21 protein-coding genes are annotated in these 23751 nt (G+C 59.5%); 7 read left to right on the top strand and 14 right to left on the bottom strand.

From position 1 onward, the window contains the following. Window positions 1-10: 10 nt before the first annotated feature. Window positions 11-1267 carry a polysaccharide deacetylase family protein gene (locus AOZ07_RS03570; protein WP_060700741.1) on the bottom strand — a complete coding sequence of 419 codons (1257 nt, stop codon included), beginning with the start codon at window positions 1265-1267 and terminating at the stop codon, window positions 11-13. Between the two features lie 224 nt (window positions 1268-1491). On the opposite strand from AOZ07_RS03570, the gene AOZ07_RS03565 reads away from it, so the two are divergent. Genes AOZ07_RS03565 through AOZ07_RS03555 form a run of 3 tightly spaced genes read left to right on the top strand, consistent with a single transcriptional unit; the run spans window position 1492 to window position 6965 of the window. Then, entirely contained in the window at window positions 1492-2952 is a 1461-nt protein-coding gene (locus AOZ07_RS03565; protein ID WP_060700740.1) for a DUF3375 domain-containing protein, read from the top strand. Further along, a complete protein-coding gene (locus AOZ07_RS03560) occupies window positions 2949-3635 on the top strand; it encodes a DUF4194 domain-containing protein (protein ID WP_060700739.1) in 687 nt (228 codons plus the stop codon). Before AOZ07_RS03565 ends, AOZ07_RS03560 begins: the two co-directional genes overlap by 4 nt. Window positions 3636-3638: 3 nt before the next feature. Continuing rightward, entirely contained in the window at window positions 3639-6965 is a 3327-nt protein-coding gene (locus AOZ07_RS03555; RefSeq protein WP_060700738.1) for an ATP-binding protein, read from the top strand. Window positions 6966-7031: 66 nt separating this feature from the next. Here AOZ07_RS03555 and AOZ07_RS03550 read toward each other — a convergent pair whose 3' ends face one another. From AOZ07_RS03550 to AOZ07_RS03530, 5 genes are all read right to left on the bottom strand, one after another. Next, window positions 7032-7376 carry a DUF6176 family protein gene (locus tag AOZ07_RS03550; protein ID WP_060700737.1) on the bottom strand — a complete coding sequence of 115 codons (345 nt, stop codon included), beginning with the start codon at window positions 7374-7376 and terminating at the stop codon, window positions 7032-7034. Between the two features lie 101 nt (window positions 7377-7477). Continuing rightward, window positions 7478-9973, bottom strand: a complete 2496-nt coding sequence (locus AOZ07_RS03545) for an ABC transporter permease (protein WP_060700736.1) — start codon at window positions 9971-9973, stop codon at window positions 7478-7480. 3 nt (window positions 9974-9976) lie between these two features. Further along, window positions 9977-10726 carry an ABC transporter ATP-binding protein gene (locus tag AOZ07_RS03540; RefSeq protein WP_060700735.1) on the bottom strand — a complete coding sequence of 250 codons (750 nt, stop codon included), beginning with the start codon at window positions 10724-10726 and terminating at the stop codon, window positions 9977-9979. A gap of 142 nt (window positions 10727-10868) precedes the next feature. After that, on the bottom strand, window positions 10869-11795 hold the full coding sequence (locus AOZ07_RS03535) for a cation diffusion facilitator family transporter (RefSeq protein WP_060700734.1): 927 nt from the start codon (window positions 11793-11795) through the stop codon (window positions 10869-10871). 2 nt (window positions 11796-11797) lie between these two features. Then, window positions 11798-12169 carry an ArsR/SmtB family transcription factor gene (locus AOZ07_RS03530; protein WP_060700733.1) on the bottom strand — a complete coding sequence of 124 codons (372 nt, stop codon included), beginning with the start codon at window positions 12167-12169 and terminating at the stop codon, window positions 11798-11800. 318 nt (window positions 12170-12487) lie between these two features. Between AOZ07_RS03530 and AOZ07_RS03525 the strand changes: the two genes are divergently transcribed. Together AOZ07_RS03525 and AOZ07_RS03520 are read left to right on the top strand one after the other, a co-directional pair. Further along, window positions 12488-13081 (top strand): DNA-3-methyladenine glycosylase I, encoded by a 594-nt coding sequence (locus AOZ07_RS03525; protein WP_060700732.1) that lies wholly within the window; start codon window positions 12488-12490, stop codon window positions 13079-13081. A 5-nt stretch (window positions 13082-13086) separates the two neighbouring features. Next, the gene (locus AOZ07_RS03520; RefSeq protein WP_060700731.1) at window positions 13087-13938 is read left to right on the top strand and encodes a DNA-3-methyladenine glycosylase family protein; all 852 of its coding nucleotides are present in this window, start codon (window positions 13087-13089) and stop codon (window positions 13936-13938) included. 353 nt (window positions 13939-14291) lie between these two features. Here the strand turns inward: AOZ07_RS03520 and AOZ07_RS03515 are convergent, their stop codons facing one another. From AOZ07_RS03515 to AOZ07_RS03480, 8 genes are all read right to left on the bottom strand, one after another. Next, on the bottom strand, window positions 14292-15146 hold the full coding sequence (locus AOZ07_RS03515) for a siderophore-interacting protein (RefSeq protein ID WP_060700730.1): 855 nt from the start codon (window positions 15144-15146) through the stop codon (window positions 14292-14294). A gap of 63 nt (window positions 15147-15209) precedes the next feature. Continuing rightward, window positions 15210-15677, bottom strand: coding sequence for an acyl-CoA thioesterase (locus AOZ07_RS03510; RefSeq protein WP_060700729.1), 468 nt, complete (start codon window positions 15675-15677; stop codon window positions 15210-15212). A 14-nt stretch (window positions 15678-15691) separates the two neighbouring features. Beyond that, window positions 15692-16765 (bottom strand): App1 family protein, encoded by a 1074-nt coding sequence (locus AOZ07_RS03505; protein WP_060700728.1) that lies wholly within the window; start codon window positions 16763-16765, stop codon window positions 15692-15694. A 91-nt stretch (window positions 16766-16856) separates the two neighbouring features. Next, window positions 16857-17714 (bottom strand): 3-hydroxyacyl-CoA dehydrogenase family protein, encoded by an 858-nt coding sequence (locus AOZ07_RS03500; RefSeq protein WP_060700727.1) that lies wholly within the window; start codon window positions 17712-17714, stop codon window positions 16857-16859. A 35-nt stretch (window positions 17715-17749) separates the two neighbouring features. After that, complete coding sequence (locus AOZ07_RS03495) at window positions 17750-19213, bottom strand: aldehyde dehydrogenase family protein (RefSeq protein ID WP_236995254.1); 1464 nt, start codon at window positions 19211-19213, stop codon at window positions 17750-17752. Between the two features lie 30 nt (window positions 19214-19243). Beyond that, entirely contained in the window at window positions 19244-20422 is a 1179-nt protein-coding gene (locus AOZ07_RS03490; protein ID WP_060700726.1) for an acyl-CoA dehydrogenase family protein, read from the bottom strand. A gap of 49 nt (window positions 20423-20471) precedes the next feature. After that, window positions 20472-21617, bottom strand: coding sequence for a CaiB/BaiF CoA transferase family protein (locus AOZ07_RS03485; RefSeq protein WP_060703282.1), 1146 nt, complete (start codon window positions 21615-21617; stop codon window positions 20472-20474). A 108-nt stretch (window positions 21618-21725) separates the two neighbouring features. Further along, a complete protein-coding gene (locus tag AOZ07_RS03480) occupies window positions 21726-22445 on the bottom strand; it encodes a GntR family transcriptional regulator (RefSeq protein ID WP_060700725.1) in 720 nt (239 codons plus the stop codon). 109 nt (window positions 22446-22554) lie between these two features. Here AOZ07_RS03480 and AOZ07_RS03475 point away from each other — a divergent pair, with 109 nt between their 5' ends. Continuing rightward, entirely contained in the window at window positions 22555-23421 is an 867-nt protein-coding gene (locus AOZ07_RS03475; RefSeq protein ID WP_060700724.1) for an inositol monophosphatase family protein, read from the top strand. Window positions 23422-23491: 70 nt separating this feature from the next. Continuing rightward, window positions 23492-23704: a hypothetical protein gene (locus AOZ07_RS18665; RefSeq protein ID WP_146277706.1), complete on the top strand. Its 213-nt coding sequence runs from the start codon at window positions 23492-23494 to the stop codon at window positions 23702-23704. Window positions 23705-23751: the final 47 nt, after the last annotated feature.

Below are 23751 nucleotides of genomic sequence, written 5' to 3'. Positions count from 1 at the left end.
ATCGATCCGCTCATTTCCTGGCCGGGTCGATGACTTTTTCAACGTCGAAGAAGGAACCCAGGACCGGGCGGTCGCCCCTTTCTTCCTTGGCAAATTGCAGCCCATCAACGTTGATGCGCATTTGGCGCTGATAATCTGAGCGCTGCTGCATCCAGGATTCTGTGGTGCCATCCACGCCATAGAAGTACCTGAACCCTTGTTTCTTCAGGTACTCATAGCGGGGACCCGAATATTCGCTGGTGTGCGCTATGTCAGAGCCAAAAGGATAAATGAACTGGTCTGTCGCTCCAACGATCGGTTCAACCTCTTTTTTCCAAAGCTTGGTATCGCGTTCCAGCCGACCCATGCTCACCGTTCCAGTCTGGATGTGGCCCCATGAATGCGACGCGAAGACCCAACCGGTTTCCTTCATGGATTTTGCGATCGCAGTAGCCTTTTCCTGATCTTCTTTCAGATTCTTGTTATTCGGATACTGGCTCGCAGAGGTGCGGTAGCCGAACACGCCGTTATAGCCGGTCATTGCTACCAAACCTCGTGCTCCGCGATAGGTGAAGTCCGGGTGCTTGTTGATGAAGTCGTCAACCATCGTGGTCACGTCGTAGGCACCGACGTGTTTTTTACCGGCAGCATCGACATATTCGTTGCGGACTTTGCCATCTTCATCAAGCACCAGCTTGCTGGCGAAGCCATCGCCTTCCATATATTCGTAGTAGCTGACATCATCAACGGAAAGCACCAGGGGCTTTTTGCCTTTGGGGAGCATGATCTTTCGATATTCCATCTTCTTCTGCTTATTGAGGCCAGCGAAGTCATGCGGATTGACCAGTACATAGTCTTTTGCATAAAGCGATGAAAGGATCGCGGAAAATTCCTTTTGGGTCACCATGTAGTCTTCGTATCCAGCAGAACTGCTTTCCTTGTCGAAGGCGCGGTCGGTGTCCACAATGAGCGAGTGGAAAAACAAGTGCGGAATTTTATCCGGCTGATCCCACGCCGTGGTGTGTTCTTTCTCGTCTTCGAGGCCGGCGACCATTGAAGACAGGCTGTCGTCACTGTCTTTCTTGGCAAGTTTTATCGCGGCGTCATAGTCATAGCCATCAGCGAGCCTGTTGATTTCGGCTTTAACGCTGCTGACGCGCTGTTGTTCCTGTTGTGATTGCTCCGGTGCGGCAGAATCCGAGCTCGGGGTTTCCGGGGTGGTTTGCGCGCTACAGGCTGCCAACGCCATGGCAAGGCCGACGGATACTGCTAAGCGCAAGGACTTCATTGATTGCCCCCTCCGTGCATTCTGTCTTGGCTATGAGCTGACAGAAAACAGGTTGTCATCTTCATAATTCGACCCTACACAGAATGAGGTTTTGGCAACACCCCCGGCAACTGATTCTTTCTCAAGGCCCGGGATTAACGGGCAGGAGCAATGGATTCACATTTACTGTTGAGGCCGATGATTTAGAATTGTTTAGTTAGGCGTCCTAAAGATCAAGGAAGTACATGCAGCCCTCGCACCGCGCGAATAGTTTGTGGCTTCAAGCTCAACAGTTCAAAGGCTCGGCAGCATATCGTCTTCTGACGGCCCAACCATGGGCGGTTGCCTTCATCCGAGCCGAGTTCACCGCCGATCGCTCCCGCGTAGCGCTAGAGCTGTTCCATGCTTCATTGGATTCGTTCTTGAAGCAGGCGCGTCAAAGCGACGAGCAGATTCCGCAGTCATACTCTGCCCAGGATTTTGCCGAGACCTGGGTCAAGCAAGGAATTCTCGCGCGACCGCTGATCGATGGGCGATTCGTTTATGAGCCCAGCGCGCAGACCCTGCGCACATTGCGCTTCCTCTCAGATTTTTCCACCGACGATTCCCACCTGAACTCCTCGCGATTGAACACCTTGCTTTCATCGCTGGAATCCCTGGTGCATGAAACGGACCCGGATCCTGAAGCCCGAATCCGCGCCTTGGAATCCCAGATCGCCCAACGCCGGGCACAAATTGAGCAGTTGCGCAGCGGGGATGATCCCGCGGTGCTCTCGCGCACAACAGCCTTGTCCGCAACGCGTTCGCTGTTGGACCTCGCCTCCAGCCTTCCTGCGGACTTCCGCCGCATGCGCGATGGTGTCCAAGACATGCTGCACTCCCTTCGCGAAGGCATCCTCGATGCTTCTACCGCCAAGGGCGTCGCGGTGGGCCAGGTGCTCGAAGCCGATCGCCAATTGCGCTCAACCGCTGAAGGGGAAACCTTCAGCGGGTTCACCGAATTCCTGAATTCTCCCGATGCCCAGCAGCGCTTCCGTTCAGCGTTAGCAGAAGTGCTCGAACGCGAATTTGTTGACGACCTCGATGCCACCGAGCGCCAAATCCTCACCAACCTGCTGCGCGAGCTGCGCCGGCAGGCGGCCGAAGTCCATGCGTCCTACGGCAAGCTTTCCGAATCCCTGCATGCGTTCGTCCAGTCCGAGGACTACAAGCAGGCGGAGCTTCTGCGCCAGGCTGTCAGGCAAGCCGAGCTGGCCATCACCAAGTCGTCGGCGCTCAAGCCGCGCAGCGGCCTGGCCCCGATGGATCTGTACACTCCACAGCTGATGACGCTCTCCGGCTTGGGGATCTACGATCCGTCCGAACATGTTGCGCCTCCCCCGCTGGCCCAGGCACCGGAATTCAGCGAGGCCGACATTGTCCGCAGTCCCGCGACGCCACAAGCCAATATGCCATTGCTGCGCGAGTCGATTACCCGGCAGTTGAACCACGCGCCAGCCGGAGCAGTGCGCATGGATGAAGTATTCGCCGCTTTGGACGATGAGCATCGGCATTTGAATACCATCCGCGCACTGGTTGAGATTGGACGCACCAATGGCGAATCGCTCAACGAGGCTGAATTGGTCAACATCGATTTCCAGCAACTTGATGGTTCCCTGAGAACCGCCATCCTGCCCGCCTTAAGCTTCACGAAGGAGCCGCTATGACCACGAGCGATGCCTACGCCGCACCGATCGCCGAACCGCTGTTCGACGGTGATACCGGAAAATACTCCCTGCCGTTGCGCCAATTGCTGGTTCGCCTCTTGCGTGGACCCTACCTTGATGGCACGGTGGATGCCTCCGCATGGCAGCTCTTGCTTGATCAGCAGCAGACGATCACCGATTACTTCTCGGAGATCTTCTTGGCGTTGACCATGGATATGGACCGCAAAATTGCGATGCTGTCCCCGGTCCAGATTGACCAGGTCCACACCGCGCCGATCGCGCCTCGCCGTCCGCTGAAACGCGATGAAACCCTCTTGGCCCTGCGCCTTCGGCTTTTGCTGGAGCAGAACTCCGGCAACGGCAGCGACGCGGTGGCCTCACGGGCCACCATGCACGAGATCCTGGCCGAGCACCGTCAGGCCGCTGACCGTGATGACAAGCGATTTGCCGAATCCTGTGATGCCGCCATCTCCCGTCTGCAATCCCTGCGATTGCTGACCAGCACCGAGCTGGAGAACGAATTCCGCATCTCTCCGGCGTTGGCCATGGCACTGCCGCTAAGCAGCATTCAAGACATTCCGCGCTACATCGCGGCGATTGATGCCAACGAGCCGGCTTTTAACCTTTCGCCCGACGACAACGATGAACTTGCTGAACAGTCCCCCGAGTTGGTGCAGGAGTAACCGATGAGCATTGAAATGACTCTTCCGCTGGGCGGCGCGATCAACCCCGGCCAGCATCGCCTCAGCCGGGTGCAGATCGTTAACTGGGGTACCTTCCACGGGCTGCACGACCTGTCCGTGGACCGGGCCGGGACACTGGTCACCGGGCACCCCGGTGTTGGCAAATCCACCCTGTTCGACGCCATGGGCCACGTATTTTTCGCGACTCCCCGCCTCAATGAATCAGCTAACGACGCGGCCACCCGCGAAGACCGGCGCACCACCTTCTCCTATATGCGCGGACGCCAATTCAAGACCAGCGAAGGCACCGTTTACCAGCGTCCGGGCGCCACCTGGAGCGCCATCATCCTCAGCTACGAGGACGGCATGGGCAATACGGTGACTGCCGGGGCCGTTTTTGATCTGCCCGATGCTGGGCTGGAAGGCCAAGTTTCCAAGCACTACCTGTTGTGCGAAGGCAAGGTGGATATTGCTGAGCTGGAGAACCACGGGCCGCGCCGCTTCACCGTTTCCTCGCTATCCAAGGCGCTAGCACCCACCGAAGCCTTCGATACCCACAAGGCGTTTATTGAGCGTCTTCGCCGCCGCCTCGGGGTGGAAAGCGATAAGGCCTTTGCCTTGTTGCGCACCCTGCAGAACGGCAAGGGCCTGGCCAAAGGCGTCAACCAGTTCTTCCGCCATGAAGTTCTCGAAGAACCGGCAACACTCAAAGCCGCCGCGGCGGCAGTTGAGGACTTCGCGCACCTTCGCGGCATCTATCGCCAATTGGACACCGCCCGTGCCCAGCGTGACGCGCTGGCCGAGGTTCCCCAGCAGGATCTGGCCTACCGCCAGTTGGCCAAGAAAATCGCCGAAACCCGCCACCTGCTGGACAGCGACGTGCAGGCCCTGGAAGCCCAGGTCCGCCAGCTGGTGATGCGCAATGATCTCTCCTCCCACCAGAGCGAACTAGCTGCCCTGCAGATCGAAGAAGGGGAACTTCGAGCGCGCAAGGAGCAGCTCGATGACCAGTTGCAGTCCTTGGAAGCGGCGCACGATTCGGCCGGTTCCGCCTCGCTCATGCTTCTGGAGCGCGAGGCCGACGTTGCTCGAAAGGCGCTGAGCGAAAAGGAAAATGCCCTTCGCGCCCTGCAGCAACAGGCGACAGATGCTGGTTTGAGCTTTGAGTTCTCCGCCACCGGCTTGGATGAGTTGCGTGCCAATGCGGCCCGCACTTTGCAGCAGCTGTCTTCGATCACCCACGACGCGCAAACCGTGGAATATGAAGCCATGGCATCGCTGGTCAATTTGCGCAAGCGCGCCGAGACGCTGGCCGAGCAGATCCGCTCCTATCAACGCCGCGCCAGCAATATTGATGACCGGTCCATCGCAGCACGCCGGGCAATCGCTTCGGCGTGCTCGCTGAGCGAAGACCAGCTGCCTTTTGCCGGCGAGCTGATGGATGTTTCCGCTGATTCCTCGACCTGGCGCCTGGCCGCGGAGAAGGCCCTGCATTCCTTGGCCCGCACCCTGCTGGTGCCGGGCGACCTGCTGGGGCAGGTGACCCATGCTATCGACCAGCTTGATGGCCTGGGACGTGTTCGATGGATCGATATTTCCCAGCAACCCAAGGAGGGTACGGCGGGCCCGGCAGATCTGGTCACCAAACTCGACTTTGCCCCAGGCGATGCGGGCAATTGGCTAAAGTCGAAGATCACCGCGGATTATCCGCTGGCTTGCGTGGATAACGATGCCGCCATGCATGTGCATCCCAAAGCCATCACCCCTGCAGGCACCATGAAAACCGGTGCCGGAACCTTCGAACGCGATACTCGCGGACTTCCGGCCTCCGAATACTTGCTCGGCTTCACCAACGAATCAAAGATTTCCGAGCTGCAGTCAAAGGCTGTGCGCTTGGAGGAAAAAATCGCCCAGGCACAAGCGTCTGCCGATGAACGCAGCGCCGCCAAGAACAAGGTGGTTGCCAAGTCGCTGCTGCTCAAGGCGATCATTGCCGACGAGCGCAGCTTCAGCCAATTGGATTCTTCCCCGGCTTTGGAAGCGTTGCGGCGTGGCGAGCAGAAGCTTGGCGATGCCCTGTCGCTCTCGGGTGATTCCTCGCGAGTGCGCCAGCAGATTGAAGCAGCCAAGGCCGAAGCGGAAAAGCTTGTCGGCGACCTTGCACTGGTCCGTTCCCGCATCCGGGACCTGCAGCTCCAGGTAGAACGTGCTCAGCAGGTCCTGGCCACGGCACAGGAGCCGGCTGGCGATTGGGAGCAATCGATTCCGGCGCCATTGCGCCAGCATCAGTTGCTCGGTCCGGTCCTTGACCAGGCCATTTCAGGCAAGTGCCCACCCAGTGAGCAAATCAGCGAGGCCTTCGCCGAGGTCAAGCTGCAGCTGGGAAGCCAGATGAACTCGCTGAACAGCCAGCACCAGGAAATTGGCAGCGCCCTGAGTGAAACTTTCCGTCGCTTTGCCCGTGATTTCGGCACCTCGCACGCCCAGACCCACGGTACCTCCGCGGAGGCAGCCGAGCACTACACACAGCTGCACGATCAGATTGTTGCCGATGGCCTGCCGCACCACGAAGCGCAATTCCGTGAATACTTCGCCAACCGCTCCTACGAGCGCTTCAGCGATCTGTTGCAATTGCTTGATGAAGAGCGTCGCATGATCTCCGAACGCATCAAGCCATTGAACCAGATTCTGGCCGAGGTGACGTTCGAGCATGGATCCATCCTGCGCCTGGAGGTCGAGAATTCGATTCCGGTGGAGGCCGGGAACTTCCGCAAGGAGTTGAAGGATGCCTTGCAGGAGGCCTACACGACCAAGGATGAAACGACCTTGGCCACGTCCTACCAGGCGCTGGAATCCCTCGTTACCGCCTTGAGCGATCCTTCACTCAACGCGTGGCGCTCCACGGTGCTGGATGTTCGTCAACACGTGGTCATCAGCTGCAATGAGCACAAGACCAATGGTGAAATCGAAACCGGCTTGGAACCTGGAACCCTTTCCGGTGGCGAGGGCCAGCGCTTTACTTCCTTCATCATGGGTGCTGCTTTGGCCTACCAGCTTGGCTTCGCTTCGGCGGGCTTCACTTCCTTCGGCACGGTGATGATCGATGAAGCGTTCATTCAGGCCAATTCGGAGTATGCGGCCGCCGGTATACGCGCACTGCAGGAATTCGGCTTCCACCTCGTGCTTGCCGCGCCGGAAGACAAGATCGACCTGAGCCGGCATCTGGGGTCGATTACCGACATCATCAAGCACCCGGGATCCAATATCTCTGGCTTCGTGACCACCGGCCGTTCACCGGCCATGGCCACCACCATCACGCTGCGCAGCTAGCGCCCCACCCGACATTAAAGGTCCAGTTCCCCTGTGAAGTGGACCTTTAATGTCGCGGTGCTGCATTCACTTCATGAGGGACTGAATGCGTTCAGGGATCATATTCACTCGAGGGCGCAGATCCTGCGGTGCGTAGTCGGGGTCAATGCATTCTTTCCAATACCTCAAGTGGGCCTTGTCGATCTCGTGATTCGAGTCCTTGACCTCGACACCGTTCTCGCCTTGGATGCTGTACCAGTACAGGTACTCGACCCCGTCGATGCTTTCGCTAAAGATCGTTTCGACGTACATCTTTTCTTGCTCCAGGGTCTCAAGGACCGCAGGCAAGCTGGAGTTAAGCAGTTCCATCCATTCGTTGACCGAGGCAGTCTTTCCGGGAAGCACCCGGAACCGGGTGAGTTCTATGTTCATGGGGCCAATCTATATCTGCAACTGCAATTGCAGCGAAAAGGCCGAGCCCGGAGAACAGGATCGCTGTTATTCCGGGCCCGGCCTTGAGCACTACGCGGCTATTACTCGGTTGCCAAGCCTTCTACTGGTGAAAGCCTTGCAGCCCGTCGCCCTGGGGTGATGGATGCCAGGAGCGCAGCGATCACGCTCACGGCAAGGACTGCTGCCAGCTGCCACCACGGGATGGAGTAGGTCAAGGTTCCCATGGATGCCAATGCCGACTGGGCACCCAGCAAGCCGTAGGCAACTCCGAGGACCATGCCGAGCAAGGCCGCGACACCACCGATAAGGACCGCTTCGGTGGCCAGCATGCTTTGCAGCTGCTTCTTCTTCAGGCCCAAGGCCCGAAGCAGCGAGTTCTCGCGGGTCCGTTCAAGCACCGAGAGGCTGAGCGTATTGGCGACGCCAATCAATGCGATGAGCACCGCGACGGCAAGGAGCGCCGAAACAATGGTCAGAAGCACATCAATGATCTGCGTGAACATCGACTTCATGACCACGCCGCCGTCAATCATCGAGGATTCAACGCCGGTGATGTCCGAAATTTCGGTCACCAGTTCATTGATCTGCGAGCCTGCGATACTGGAATCCACCTTGACGATGATTCCGGGGTATGAACTCGGATCCTTGATCTCCAAGGTTTTGAGGGTCTCATTGGTGATCAGGTTTCCTGAGAGCAGCGCGCCTGATTCTTTGACCTTGAGCGACTGTCCAGCGACCTCGATGGATTTCTGGTCGGTCTCCCACTGGGACAAGATCAGTTCGCCATTCTCGGGCACGACCTTCTGGTCCAGAACCGTCTTGGCGTACTCCTGCGGATCAACAGCAATCAGCTGGATGTTGACCGGTTCGCCCATGTCCAGATCCGCATCGGCATACGAGCTGGTGAAAGTCGAGGTGGCGCTGACGCCGTCAACGCCATCGATCGTCTTGGCCAGCTCTTCCGCTTTGGCTTTGCTGGTCGCTCCGTCGTAGAACGAGACCATCATGTCCACGGGGTACTCGGCAGCAACCGAATTGTTCAGGCTGGCCTTGGCGGTCTGGCCGCCAACCATGATCATCGAAACCAGCGTCACGCCGATCAGCAAGGCAGTCGCCGTGGCCGTGGTGCGCCCTGGATTGCGCACCGCGTTCAATGCAGCCAGGCGGCGGGAGGTCGACTTGCCGGCAATCGCCTTGCCAATACCGGCGACGCTGCTCGGTACGAACAGCGAGGCGAGCATCAAGATCCCCGGGAAGGACACCAAGCCGCCCAGGAAGGCTACGACCAGATTCCCCTTGACTGCGCCGAAGACCAGCAGGCCAACACCGATGAGGGCCAACACCGCTCCAAAGACGATGCGCACAATGCCCGCGCGGTTCTTCACGCTCGCAGCGTCAAACGGGCGCAGAGCGGCCAGCGGCGCCAGCTTCATGGCCCGGCGAGCAGGCAAGCTTGCAGCAACAACCGTCATCAAGATGCCGACAGCAATTGGAACCGCGAGACCGACAGGGGTCATCGAGAGCGTTGCGTATGACATGGCAGGGACCAGGGTGTGCAGCAGCTGGATCAAACCAGCCATCAACGCGATGGCCAGCAAGACGCCAATCACCGATGCCACGATGCCAATCACGAGGGCTTCAATCAGTACCGAGCTGCGGATCTGCTTGCGCTTGGCGCCCAGGGTGCGAAGCAGCGCCAATTCCCGGGTTCGCTGTGCAATCACCACGGAGAACGTGTTGACTACAACCAGGCCGGTAACTACGAGCGCGATCAAAGCGAAAATAATCAGGATTATGCTCAGCTGGTCGGTGCCACCGGTCATCTGGGCCACTTCGTCAATAACCTTTTGATCCGCGGTGACCACTGCGACGTCAATTTTCTTCTGGTCTGCAAAGTAGTCTTGCAGGTCCTGCCGAACAGCCTCAATGGAACCATCGCTATTGATGACGATGTCGCGGAATATGGCGCTGTCGCCGGCGAAGTGGCTCCATGCCTTTTCGCTCATGCCGCCCAAGGCGTAGGCGGAAGTCTGCGGGTTAGCCGAGGAACGCTGAATACCGACGATGTTGATGTTCTGGGTCTTCCCCTGGTCGTCGCTCAGGGCCACAACATCTCCGACGGAGATGCCCATGTCCTTGGCATGGGAATCATCGATGATCATCTCGTTGTTGGCCAGCGGAGCGCGGCCTTCGAGAAGTTCCATTCCACCCAGCCCCTGATTCGGGTCGACCGGCTGGATCTGAATGGTGTATCCATTATCCGCGGTATGCAATTGGCCATAGGCATAGCCCAAGCCATAGGCGGTAGACACTCCTGGGAGATTGCGAACGCCATCGATTTCTTTGGCGGTGAGCTCAGTTGTCTGGTCGGGGTCGGCGCTTGGGCTTGGATCCCAGTAGGCCACCAAGTCGGCGGACTTGTAAGAATCCCCCAAGGAATTCTTCAAGGTCGCCTGTGTTGACGAATTCACTGCCAGCGTTGCCGCGAGGAACGCGGTGCCGATGGCCACGGCAAGCACGACGGCGATATAGCGCCGGGCGTAGGTCTTGATATTGGAAAGTGCTACGTGCAGCATCGTTTACTCCGCCAATGAGGCGAGTGCCTCGGACACGGTAGCCACGGTTGGCTCCTCGATGGTTCCGACGATCGCGCCGTCTTTCATGAGCAGCACGGTGTCTGCGTAGGATGCTGCCACGGGATCGTGGGTCACCATGATGATGGTCTGTCCCATTTCGCGAGTGGAAGTACGCATCAGCGACAGGACTTCGGCGCCGGTTCGGGAATCCAAGTTGCCAGTTGGCTCATCGCCAAAGACAACCTCAGGGCGGGTGAGCAGCGCACGGGCTACGGCCACGCGCTGCTGCTGCCCACCGGAGAGTTCATGTGGCTTGTGGGTCAGGCGGTCGCGCAAGCCCAAGGCATTGATGACCGTGTCGAACCAGGCCTTGTCGTGCTTCTTGCCAGCCAGGGACAGGGGCAGCAAGATGTTGTCTTGCGCGTTGATGGTGGGGACCAAGTTGAACGACTGGAAAACGAAACCAATCTGTTCGCGGCGCATCTCGGTGAGCTGATCGTCGCTGAGCGAGAGCAAGTTCTTGCCGCCGATGATGATTTCGCCGCTGTCTGCCGAGTCCAGGCCAGCCAGGCAATGCATCAGGGTTGATTTGCCGGATCCGGAAGGACCCATGATGGCAGTGAAACGAGAACGTGCGAACGAGACATCGACGCTGCGAAGAGCCTCAACCCGGGTGGTGTCATGTCCGTAGGTTTTGGTCAGCCCACGAGCGGCGACCGCATGGTCAGTTTTTGGCAGGGTTTCAGAAGTCATACCAAAAGAATATAAATTCCCTAGCCAGATGGGCATCCACCAACAGGCTTGACTTGATTAGGCAGCGCATCATACTCAGGTATGACCCAGCCCCGGCAAAACTAAACCACAGGTTATCCGCCGGGTTTTCCAGCCGCCCTTGCTAGCAGCCGTGCTGGTGCTCGGTGCTTTGATGCGAGGATGGCTCGATCTGGAACGTCGAATGCTCAATGCTGATCGGGAAGTGGTCGGCCACGCAATTTTGCAGGTTCTTCAGCAAGTCTCCCGCGACTCCAGCCGAGAACATCGAATCCTCGACGACCACATGGGCGGTGAGCACCGGCAGGTTCGAGGCTATCTGGCTAGCGTGCAGGTCATGCACGGCAATGACACCGGGCTGGTTCTCCAGGTGCTCGCGCACCGCAATGAGATCCAGCCCTCGCGGCGTGGATTCCAGCAGAATATGAGTCGTTTCGCTCAACAGCTTCATGGCACGTGGAACGATCAGGGCGCTGATGACCAGGGCAGCAATCGAGTCTGCTGCCATCCATCCGGTAGTTGCGATGACAACGGCGGCAACGATAACTGCCACCGAGCCCAATGCGTCATTGACAACTTCAAGGAACGCTGCGCGCATGTTCAGGTTGTTCTTGCGTCCCGCGGAGATGATCCACATGGAAATGACATTTCCCAGCAAACCGATCACGCCAAAAACGAGCAGGCCTGTTGGCTGGATTTCTGTTGGCGTGAACAGCCGGCGAACGGCATCGATGGCGGCGTAGATGCCGACTGCGAGCAGCAGCGCTGATTGCAGTGTTGCCGAGAGCACTTCGGCGCGCCGGAATCCCCAGGTTCGCTTGGTGGTGGGCTTGCGCGCAATCAAATTGGCCGCGGTGAGCGCCAGCAGCAGCCCGAGGGTATCGGTCAGCATGTGTGCCGCGTCGACGAGCAAGGCCAACGAGCTAGTGACAATGGCCCCGATGATTTCGGCAATGAGAATGGCTGCCGTGATGCCAAAGGCCCAGGCAAGTCGAGAGCGGTTGGCCTCCGAATGATCGTGGGAGTGGCCGTGCGAATGATCGTGGCCCATGGCTACACCTCTACTTGCTGGCTTGAGTGCGCTTCTTGCCAGTGATGCGCCTGCGATTGGTTTGGGACGATTAGCTGTGCCAAGGTGAGCAGCTGGTCCAAGTACTCGGCCTGCCCCAGTGCGTAGATGCTCGCCCGCCCCTGGCTCCGGACAGTGACCAAATCAGTATCCCGAAGGCAGGCAAGATGGGCACTGACCGTGCTCTGGGCCAGCCCTAGATGATCGGTCAGTTCCCTGACCTTGTGCTCACCGGTTTTCAGATGTTCAAGGATCAGCAACCTTGTCGGGTCAGCGAGGGCATGGAAGAGCGCAGCTTGCCGCATCTTGCCGTCGCGATCCAGCAAATCATCGCTTCTAGACTCTATCATCGCCATATAACGATGATAGACGGTTGAACTGGAAAATTGAACCCCTTGTGAAAGCCAATCAGGGCCAGGGCATTAACTGCGCCAGCTGAGCGCCTGGCAACTTCCGATTGTTACGCGCACGCCCCGGCAGGCCACGCATATGCTGACCGCGAAGACGCAACTTTTTCACCTCGTCGGCACTCTTCCCCAGCGGTGGAAATTCAAGGATGGGACGCCCAGGACGTGGCCCGTGCGCGGCTGCCCAAGCACCACCGGGGATTTACTAAATTCTGAAGCATTTCTTCAGTACATGCCCTTGACCTCATATAATGCGAAGATAGATTCATGACTGAAGATCTTGTTATCGGCGAAGATGGCCTTGCCCGCCCGCAATGGGCTGCCACCAGCGATATGCTCCGCACCTATTACGATTCCGAGTGGGGCATGCCGGTGAACACCGAAGCAGGAGTCTTCGAACGGTTGAGCCTGGAATGCTTCCAATCCGGGCTCTCATGGGCCATCATTCTCTCCAAGCGGGAAGCCTTCCGGGAGGCGTTTGCCAACTTCGACCCTGAAAAGGTTGCGCTGTTCACCGAGAATGACTTTGATAGCCTCATGGACAACCCCGCCATCGTGCGCAATAAACTGAAAATTCGCGCCACCATCGCCAACGCGGAAGCCACGCTCATGATGCGCGAAGAGGGAGGGCTGGCCGATTTCATCTGGTCCTTCAAGCCAGAGCAAACTCCAGCCCCGCGGATCGCGGCAGAAATCCCGACCCAGAGCGCCGAATCCAAGGAGCTGGCCAAGGAATTGAAGAAACGCGGGTTCAAATTTGTGGGGCCCACGACAATGTTCGCGCTCATGGAAGCCATCGGCATGGTCGATACCCATTTGGTGGGATCCCATCGCCGAGGCAGCTCAGGAATCTGGGCCTGAAGCCCATGGCATTGCGCCTGGAGGCAGCCGGAACACTGGACATCGTACATGCTTTGTCCGTGTTGCGGCTCCATTCCCTTCCAGCCCAGGAAAGAATCGAGCCGTCCACCGCGGAAGTTCGCCGGATCCTGCGCGTTGGCGGACACCTCATCGATGTCCACCTGGCATTGGACCCGTCAGGAATATCCGTAGAGCATGATGCGCCTGCCATATTAGTCCCCAGCCTGCAAACCATCATCAATCACTGGTTCGGATTGCAGCAAGACACCTCTCCAGCCTATGAATCCCTTGCGAAGATGCCGGGGCTCGACGCGATGGCTGCGTCATTTCCGAATCTGAGGCTCATCAGCTACCCGGACCGGTTCGAGGCTCTGGCGACTACGGTCATTGGCCAGCAGGTTTCCCTGGCCGCCGCGCGAACGCTCGCTGGAAGGTATGTCGAACACCTGGGCGAGGCGCACGCATCAGGGCTTCGCGCGTTTCCGACTGCCGAAGCAACGTCAGCACTGAGCGCGCCCGAAATTCAATCCATCATCCGGTGCCCATTGGCGCGAGCAGCAACACTGCATGCCGTGTCGCAGTGGTATATGGAGTCCGGGGAATCCCTGGTTCACCGGCCAACCGAATTCCTGGCGCAACTGCTGTCTTTACGCGGAGTAGGACCTTGGACCAGGGACTATATGGCACTGCGCGGGCTACGGGATTCACAGATCTTCCTGGATTCTGATCTTGTCGTCAGGCGCGCGCTCAAGAATTCAAGCATTCCCCCGGCCATCAGGGAATCGCTTCCCGCCGGCGCGGGATACCTGGCCACACTGCTCTTATGGGCTTATGACTCCGAGCATCGCGAGCAATGAAAAAGGAACTTGCCAAGGTGTGCAATCCTGGCAAGTTCCTTTTTCTGCGATCCGGATGACTGAGCAGGCCACCCGATTCCCTATTCCCCTTATTCAAGCCGGCTAAGCCGACCACTAGGTCGAGGTGAGCAACCTCGAACCGTAGTGAACTGGCCGATGATATCGGTCAAGTTAGTCGCTTCTCCCGACCACACACGGGAGAAGCTCTGGAATAAGCATAACCTAACTAGCCCTAATAACGTCAAGCCCTAATCACCTAATATTCTGAATTTTTTATTAGGTACGTCTAACTTAGGTTGCTGGGCCGCCCGCAACACTCAATGAGCGCCCCGAATAATGGCGACGGGCCCGCTTCAGTCAGCGAAGATCTTGCCAACCTCGGTGCGCTTTTCGGCTTGGAACGCATCTTCTGCCCGGCCAAACGCCCAGTAGGCGGACAATGACATATCGCGGCGATCGACCCCGCGCTCATCGTAGAAGTAGAGGCGAAGCCGCTTCATGACTTCGCGCTCGCCATGGGCAAAGACCTGCACTCGGCCACCGGGCCATGGGTACTCGCGCACGGCGTTTTCCAGAACAGTGTTCTGCGGGGTGAAGGGTGCGTTGCGGTGCAGCCATCGAACTTCAACACCCTCTGGGTGCACAAGCTCCAGTTCATCGGCTCCGTCGGCGACCTCGATGACGGCCAGCCCCTTCATTTGCGGGGACATGGCCTCCAAAGCCGCGGATATGGCAGGAATAGCTGTCTCATCACCGGCAAAGAAATGGAAATCGAATTCTTCGCGCGGCACGAACAGCCCGGCAGGCCCAGCGAAGCAGATCGAGGAACCGATCTCGGTATCGCGTGCCCATTTGCCGGCCAATCCCTCATCGCCGTGAACGACAAAATCAATTTCGATCGTTCGAGCTTCAAGATCGCTGCGGCGCACGGTGTAGGTGCGGCGCACCGGCATGTCTTCGGGGGCCAGCTTGCTGCGCAGCTCCTCCATGTCGTAAGGCATTTCCAGGCCAAGCTCCGGCTTGGCAAACAAGAATTTGACGTAACGGTCCGTCACGTCCTTGTCGACAAAGTTATCGAACCCAGGACCGCCGAGAGTCAGCCGCACCAAATGCGGAGCAATATGCTCGCGCTTGAGCACCTGCAAGACAACTTGAGGTCGTGCAGGTCGAGCCTCGGTTTGCAGACGTCCGCCAGCTGGCTGAGACATAACATCACTTCCTGTCTGAATAAGAGTAGATAGATCAATCCTAATTGACAGAAAGGCCAGAGCTTACTTCGGGAAGGTTGATGCACCATCGAAAGCGCTCAGTCCCTCGCGTTCTTCAGGGCTCAGCCTTTGAACTCGCGAAGTAACCGGGTCAAAATACGCCAGCGTGGTGGCCGCCTTGACGCATAGGTAATCCTCAATTGGGTCCCGGAATTCGTAGCAGATTTCAAAACTGGCTGGCTTGATGTTTGCCACCCACAAATCCACATTCACCGGAACATTGCGGTATTCCAAAGGCCTGGAGTACCGCACGCGATGCTCAACGACCAGGATCTGGATTCCTGGCGGCACCGCGGAAAAAATATCTGCCTGCGGTTCAACTCCGGGAGCACCGGTTCCGCCAGGAACTCCAAAGCCAGCAATACGCGCTTCTTCCATCAGCCTGATCAGGTTGACATTATTGACATGCCCGTAGGCATCCATGTCGCCCCAGCGCATGGGCACCTGCACACGAAGCATTGATTCAGCCATTACCGTTCTTTCCTCTACAAATTCTTCGCGTCAGCATCAACCAGGCCAAGCTTCACCAGCTGGTCGAGGATTCGCGCGCCATCAGGCTCATAGACCCAGCGCACGCCCGGGGTCGTGCGCCGCAACTCGTTGGAGCGTCCGCCAGCCAGCACAGCCTCGGACGGCGTCAGCTGCCGGATCACTATCGCCCGGACCAGCTCTGGATAGCGTCGCGCGAATTCTGCGTAGATCGCCGGGTCGTGCTGGCCATCGTCGCCGACCAGGATCCAGGAGATATGTGGAAACTCCTGAGCCAGCCGCCGCAGCTGGTCCACCTTGTGCTGCATGCCGCTGCGGAACCAGGAACGGTCCGTGGGTCCCCAGTCCGTGAGCAACAACGGGCCTTCGGGATAAAGGTTGCGGGAGATGAAGCGCTGCAGAGTTTGCGCAACATTCCATGCCCCCGTGGAAAGGTAGACCATCGGTCCACCGGGGTGCTCTTGCCGCGCTTGCTGCAACATGACAGCCATGCCCGGAGTTGCAACGCGTGCGTGCTCTGAGAGCACAAATGAGTTCCATGCCGCCAGCAAGGGTCGCGGCAGTGCCGTGACCACCACGGTATCGTCCACGTCGCTGATCACGCCGAACTTCTGAGCCTGGTCAATGACCATGACTCGGGCTGTCGCCTCGTCGCCGTCGTGGGCTTGAAGGTGTATCTCGTTCCAGCCCGCCGGCAGGTCAACGGCCAGCTTTGCATCTATGACGCCGCCGCGGTCCGCTTGCACCTCGAAGCGCTGCTCTCCTACGACGATGCTGACCTTGCCAAATGGAAGGATCGGTGAAATGAAATTTCGAAAACCCCTGATCCCGTCGGCGATCACCTGCGCCTGATGCTGGCCGAATTCGAAGGCTCCGGGGCCGGCGAGCACGACTCGCGCTAGTACGCGAATCCAGCCCCCTTCGGGTCCGGTCGAACCGTAGCCGGTGTAAGGCAGGATGACCGCCCCTTGCCCCTTGGCTTGTGCCCGCTTGGCACGCCAGTTGTGGAATTTGTCTTCCACCCGCGAAGCAACGTGGCGAGCTCGTTGATCAGTCGAAATGTGACTCATGCTCACAGTCTTTCATGTTCTCGCCGAACCCTGGAAAACGACTGGCATGCGAAGCCCTGCACGCGATTCAACCTCCAGGCCCGCGGAGTGGCTACGAGTAAGGGTAGAACCCTTCACCGCTCTTTCGGCCCAGGAGACCTGCTTGGACCTTTTCGGTAATGAGCGGATGCGGCTTATCGGCTTCATTGCCCGTTTCGGCGAAGGTTGCCTGGGCGATGAAATCGATGACGTCCAGGCCAACCATGTCCATCAGCTCGAAGGGGCCCATCGGGTGCCCGAGTGCTGTTTTGGCGGTGGTGTCGATATCTTCGATGCTGGCGATTCCTGCGTGGGCCAGGTTCAATGCCTCGGCGTTGATAGCTCCCATCATGCGGTTCGCGATGAATCCCGGGATCTCCTTGTTCACCAGCACCGGCTGCTTGCCCAGCCGCGTGGCCACGGCCGTCACGGCTTCAACCGTTTCATCGCTGGTCTGCTCATTGCGGACCACTTCAACGCACTTCATCACCAGTGCAGGGTTGAAGAAGTGCATATTGCATACCTGCTGGGGGCGCCCACTGGCCGCGGCCACGCGCGATGAGGGCAAGGTCGAGGAATTGGTGGCAAGGATCGCGTGGGCTGGGGCATGTTCACCCAAGGTGGCGAAGATCTGCTCCTTGATATCCAGCCGCTCCACGGCTGCTTCGATCACCAGATCGGCCGTACTGGCGCTAGCTGCCAGATCCGTGCTCTGGGCCAGCCGGTTCAAGGCCGTGTCCGCGTCCGACTGTTCCAATTTGCCCTTGGAAACCCTGGACGCGGCCCACGCTTCGAGGTCTGTGCGCGCAGCGGTCAAGGCCTGCTCAGAGATGTCTTGCAGGAGAGTCTCGTAGCCGCTCAAGGCGCAGCTCATGGCGATTTGCCGGCCCATGGTTCCGGCGCCGATAACCAAAATACGTTCAATCATCATTGATCTTTCCTTCTTCGGCACTTGAGCTGGAGCAATCAGCCCCGCAAATAAGTGGTGGTCGTGTGCGTGTAGAACTCGCGGGCCGCTGCTCCTTGTTCCTTCGGCCCATAGCCAGATGCCTTGACACCTCCAAATGGCACGTGGGGATCCGCGCCTGCTGACTCCGAATTTACATGCAATATGCCAACATCCAGTGCTTGTTCAGCAGCTAGTGCCACGGAAAGATTGCTGGTGAACAGGGCCAGGCTCAGCCCGAACTCCGAGTCTTCGGCTGCTTCAAAAGCCTGATCTGTGCCGCTGACGGTGCACACCGCAAGAATCGGGGCAAAAAATTCCTCGCGCCAGGCACAGTTCTCCCGGCCGGCTTCACCTGTTGGCAGCTCCAAGATGGTGGGCGCCAGATAGCTTCCCGTTTCTGGAGCCTTGCCTTGGAAGCGCAGCAGCGCTCCTTGGCCCAGGGCACGGTCAATTCCTTCGCGCGCCGAGGCCGCTGCTTTGGCATCAACTAGTGGTCCCATGTGGACTTTGGGATCCAGCGGGTTGCCGGTAGTCCACTGTTCCAGGCGCGTGATGAGTCTGGCCAGGAAATCCTCGGCAATCCCGTCGTCCAGGATGAGCCGACTGGTTGCAGTGCACTTCTGCCCGGTAGAGCGGAAGGCTCCGAAAAGCACTTGTTCGCTGGCTAGATCCAGGTCGGCATCGGCCAGCACCACCGCGGCGTTCTTGCCTCCCATCTCGGCCTGGACCGGAACACCGCGCGCAGCGCCGGCGGCACAGAGCCGGCGGCCTACCGCGGTTGATCCGGTGAAGGACAGGCCGTTGAGGTGCTCATTGGCAATGAATCGGTCTCCCAGCGCCCCTGGGCCAATGACGAGGTTGAGCACTCCTGCGGGCAGTCCGGCATATTCCAAGGCCTGGACAAGGCGCAGCGCCAGAATCGGAACCAGGCTGGCTGGCTTGAAAACGACGGTATTTCCGAAGACAAGTGCCGGCGCGATTTTCCACGCTGGAATGCCGATGGGAAAGTTGAACGGCGTAATAATGCCCACCACGCCCAGCGGCTTGCTGGTCACCAGGATCTGCTCTCCGGCGCGAGGAGACCGGAATACCGTCCCGGCAGCGCGTTCCGCTTCGCCTGCGTAATAGGTGAAAATTTGGGCTGCTCGCAGTACTTCGCCAATTCCTTCGGCCCGAGTTTTGCCTTCTTCGCCGGCCAGTTCCTCTCCGAACTGCTCAGCGTGCTCCTTGAGGTAGCTTGCGGCCGCGATCAGGTAGGCTGCGCGTGCAGCCATCGGGGTGGCCGCCCAGCTTTTCTTCGCCTGGTGGGCGGCGGCGAAAGCTGCATCGACTTGCTCTTCACTGGCTGCGCGGCCCCGGGCAAGTACCTGCGAGTTATCAGCGGCAGCTCTCGAATCGATTTCGCGTCCCTGGCCCTCGGCCCACGTGCCGTTAAGGTACTGGTGCAGGGCCACCGGGGTGGAAGCCAAGTCCATCATCATGTTCCTCTGGATTCTTTTGCGTTGCGCGGTTTAGCGGAAGGCGGGGACGCCGGTGAGCTTATGGCCCAAGATCAGGGTGTGGACTTCATCAGTGCCTTCATAGGTGCGCACTGACTCCAAGTTGTTGGCGTGGCGCAGTGGCGAGTAGTCCAGGGTGATGCCGTTGCCGCCAAGGATAGTCCGCGCCTCGCGGCAGATCTTGATGGCCTCGCGGCAGTTGTTCAGCTTGCCCGCCGAGATCATGTGCAGATCCAGATTTCCTGCATCTTTGAGCCGGCCGATGTGCAGGGCCAGCAGGAAACCCTTGTTGATCTCCAGAGCCATGTCCACCAGCTTCTGCTGTGTCATCTGGTAGCCGGCCAGCGGCTTGTCGAACTGAAGACGTTGCTGCGCGTAGGCCAAGGCGTCTTCAAATGCATCGCGGGCTGCGCCCATGGAGCCCCAGAGAATTCCGTAGCGTGCTTCGTTCAGGCAGGAAAATGGCCCCTTCAATCCCCTGGCGTTTGGCAGTACGGCCGTACCCGGCAAGCGCACATCAACCATCTCGATGTCGCACTGGATGGAAGCACGCATGGACAGCTTCTGCTCGATCGGGGTTGCGGTGAATCCCGGGGTGTTAGCCGGTACTACAAAACCGCGGATCCCCTCTTCGGTTTGCGCCCAGATGACTGCTACCTGTGCCACATTGGCCAGGCCGATCCAGCGCTTGGACCCGTTGATCAGCCAGTCATCACCGTCGCGGCGGGCGAAGGTTTTCATGCTTGACGGGTCGGATCCGGCCGTTGGCTCGGTCAGCCCGAAGCATCCGATGGCCTGGCCGGCGGCCATTTTCGGCAGCCATTCCTGTTTCTGCTCTTCGGAACCGTGCTTGTGGATGGCGCTCATCGCCAGGGAGCCCTGCACGGAAACAAAGGTGCGCAGTCCCGAGTCGCCGGCTTCCAATTCTGCTCCGGCGATGCCGTATTCCACCGCGGAGCGGCCAGCACAGCCATAACCGTTCAGGTGCATGCCCAACAGGCCCAGCTTGGCCATTTCCGGGACGATCTCCAGCGGGAAGACCGCGTCGTTGTACCACTGGGCAATATTCGGTTTGATGTGTTCTCTAACGAAGGCGCGCACGGTATCGCGCAGGGCCAATTCTTCACTGCCAAGCAGCGAATCGAAGTTCATCAGATCGGCGGGGTCGAGGATGTGTTCAGTGGTGTCCATAGTCGCTCCTTGGAGGTTGCGTTGGTTGGCGGGTTCGCGCGCTGGCCGGCTAAGCGCGAGCTGCTTGTTCGAAGAGTTCTTGATGCTGGCCGTGGGCCGGCGGGTTGCTCCGGTATTGAGCTGGCGTGCGGGAGAGCCCAATGGGGCTGGCAAGGTGCGTGGCTGTTTCGCCGGTGCCGGGATCGTTGATGACCGCCACCGGATCCAGGCCCAGCTCCTGGGCAAAGCCAATGGCTTGCGCGATGGTGTTGACCTTGCCCGCGGGCACCCCGGACTCCATCAGGCAGCCGGCCCAGCTGGCCGCGCTGCGTTCAGCGGCGGCCGCTTCAATCAGCGCCTTGAGCTCGGCACGGTGCGCGACCCGGTCGGTGTTGGTGACGAACCGGGGGTCCTCGGCGAGCGCGGGATCGCCCAGTTGCCGGCATAGCGCGGCAAATTGCCGGTCGTTGCCTACCGCGATCGCGATGACGCCGTCGCCGGTATTAAAGGTTTCGTAGGGCGCGATGCTCGGATGGGCGTTGCCCAGGCGCGCCGGTGATGTTCCGGTCGCCAGGGTGCTGCTTGTCTGGTTGGTCATTCCGGCCAGCACCGAAGAAAGCAGGTTGACGCTCACCCGCTGCCCCAGGCCGCTGCTCTCCCTTTCCCGAAGGGCCAGCAGGATCCCGGTGGCGGCGTTGTGCGCAGCGAGCACGTCAACCAGTGCAACCCCCACCTTGCTGGGGGCGCCATCGGGTTCCCCGGTAATGCTCATCAGTCCGCCCACCGCTTGGACCAGGAGGTCAAAGCCGGGGAAAGCTGCGCCTTGCTGTTCGCCGAATCCTGAAATGGAGCAATAGACCAGTTCCGGGTTCAGCTCTTTCAACCGGGAGTAGTCCAGTCCGAATTTGGCCAGGACACCGGGCCGGAAATTTTCCACCAGAACATCAGCGTCCTGGATCAATTCCAGAAGCCTCGCCAGGTGTTCGGGATTGCCGAAGTCGGCGATGACCGCCTGCTTGTTCCGGTTCACCGACCAGTAGTAGGTGCTCACGCCCTGGGCATTGACCGGCGGGGTCCACCCGCGGGTTTCATCCCCGGCCTTGCTTTCCACTTTCAGCACCTGGGCGCCGAAGTCGGCCAAGGTCATGGTGCATAGCGGACCGGCAAGAATGCGCGAGAGGTCGACGACTTTGATCCCGTCCAGCGGTTGGCCCATCTTTGCCACCTCGTTGTCATTCCCAGCTGAGTTAGTTACATGTTGCATGCTACTCTATGTTGCGCAGCTCACTCATGGCAAGACCCGGTGAAAAGGATCCGGGCTCCGCTAGGAAATCAGGTCGTCAAGACGGTCCAGGAAGGGCTGGGCCACCAGCGCCTCGGTCCGCGAACAGATGGAGCGAATCAGCATCTGTGCGGTGCGCATGATGTGGCCCCGCACCGCCGTGGCCGCCGCGGGCGCATCCTCGGCGAGAATCGCGGCCATGAGTTCTTCGCGGTCCCCCGCCAATTCCTGGCTGCTGCGGGCATAGGGCACCGTTGTCTGCCCATGCGCGAGCACCAGGTTGCGCAGCTCCCCCACCACGGAGTCAAGCTTCTTGTTGCTGGCCAGCCCCAGCAGGTACAAGTGGAATTCCTTATCGGCTTCCAGGGTCGCGCGCCCATCGCCAGTTTGCCCGGCCTGCAGCAATTGCTCGTGCAGCTGCACCAGCCGGGCACGGTCGGCGTCGCTGGCGTTGATGACCCCGCGGGCCGCTGCAGGCGGTTCAATGGCCAGCCGCAGCTGGAAAACCTCGACGATGTCTTCCAGGGAAATCTGGTTGACCCGGACGCCGCGGTTCTTGGCGACGGTCACGATGCCTTCTTTTTCCAGCAGCTGCAGCGCTTCGCGCACCGGGGTGCGCGAGACGCCGAGCTTCTCGGAAATGCCGATGGCCGAATAGTGCTGCCCGGGTTCCATCTCGCCTGCAACGATGGCCGCCCGAATCATCGTCGTGACCTGCTCGGTCAACGAGGCCTTGGGCGCGATCGGTTGCATGCTGCTCATGTGCAGAAGCTTATCCTGATTCGCACTCGCGGCACCCGATAGCCACTCGAATCGAGCTGCGCCGCAGAACTTCCCCCGGCGGGCACCGGCCGCACGATAAGCTGGCACGGTGAGCGAGCAAACAGCAATCTGTGAAAAAACCCGCGCCGAAGAACTGCGCGTGGCCGCCCTGGACGCGGCGCGCAGCGCTGCGAGCCTGCTGCGTGCCACCTTCCGCACCTCGGTGGATGCCGAGATCAAGACCAACGCCCACGATCTGGTGACCGAGATTGACCGGCGCAGCCAGCAAATTATCACCGAGTCCTTGTTGGCCGCGGTTCCTGGTTCGTGGGTGCTCGGCGAGGAGAACATTTCCACGCAATCGGGCAACGCCGCGCCAGGCTCAGTCCAATGGATTGTCGACCCCATTGACGGAACCAGCAACTTTGTCCACGGCATCGCATTCTTCTGCATTTCCATTGCCGCCGCCATCGATGGCCAGCTGGCCGCAGCGGTGATCATCGATCCCATTGCCGGCGACGAATTCACCGCCAATGCCGAATCAGCGCTGCTCAACGGCGCAGTCCTGAACCCCGCGCGGCGCCCCGAACAAGCCCGTGCCAATTTGATGACCGACTATCCCGGTGCAGAATCCCTGGTGCACGACGGGGATCTGGCACTGCAGCTCTTCGGCCAGTGGATCCAGGACTTCGCCACCGTGCGGCGCAAGGTCAGCGCCGCGCTGGCCTTGGCCCATGTGGCCGCCGGCTGGTGCGATGCCACCATCGGTTTTGACACCAAGGTGTGGGATGTGGCCGCCGGAGCCCACCTGGTGCGCATGGCCCACGGGACCTTCCGCGGCTTAGCTTACGGGCAAGAGGGCCTGGCAGATCACGAATGCCCCGGATTCATTGCCCAGGGACCGGGAGCGGACTACCGCTCGCTGCACGTGGCGGCGCAGAAAATCCATGAGCTGCGCACCGGCACGGACGCTTAAGAAGTCTGACAATATCCAGAATCTTGCCCAGGACCTCGGATCCGCGTCGAATCGGACGTATCATGGCGGCATGGAAACACTATTCCACCGGACCGCACACTCCGCCGTGCGGCACCATGGAGGCGGAGGAGTGATCCTGGGAGGTATCGGAGCGATAGTTCTCTTCGGTGCCTTCGCAGTGATGTTGGCAGCCCAGTCCTTGGATTGGGAGCCACTGCTCATCGGAATCAGCATGGGCGTTTCCGCAGTGCTCTTTGGCGTGGTCTACCACTTCACGCATTAGCCGCTGACGGTTCTGGATAAGGCTGTGGCCCCGGACGCTGGCACTTG

Source organism: Glutamicibacter halophytocola (genome assembly GCF_001302565.1).
Taxonomy (GTDB): domain Bacteria; phylum Actinomycetota; class Actinomycetes; order Actinomycetales; family Micrococcaceae; genus Glutamicibacter; species Glutamicibacter halophytocola.
The sequence above is the reverse complement of the archived record's forward strand: the minus strand, read 5'-3'. Positions and strand labels throughout refer to the sequence as shown.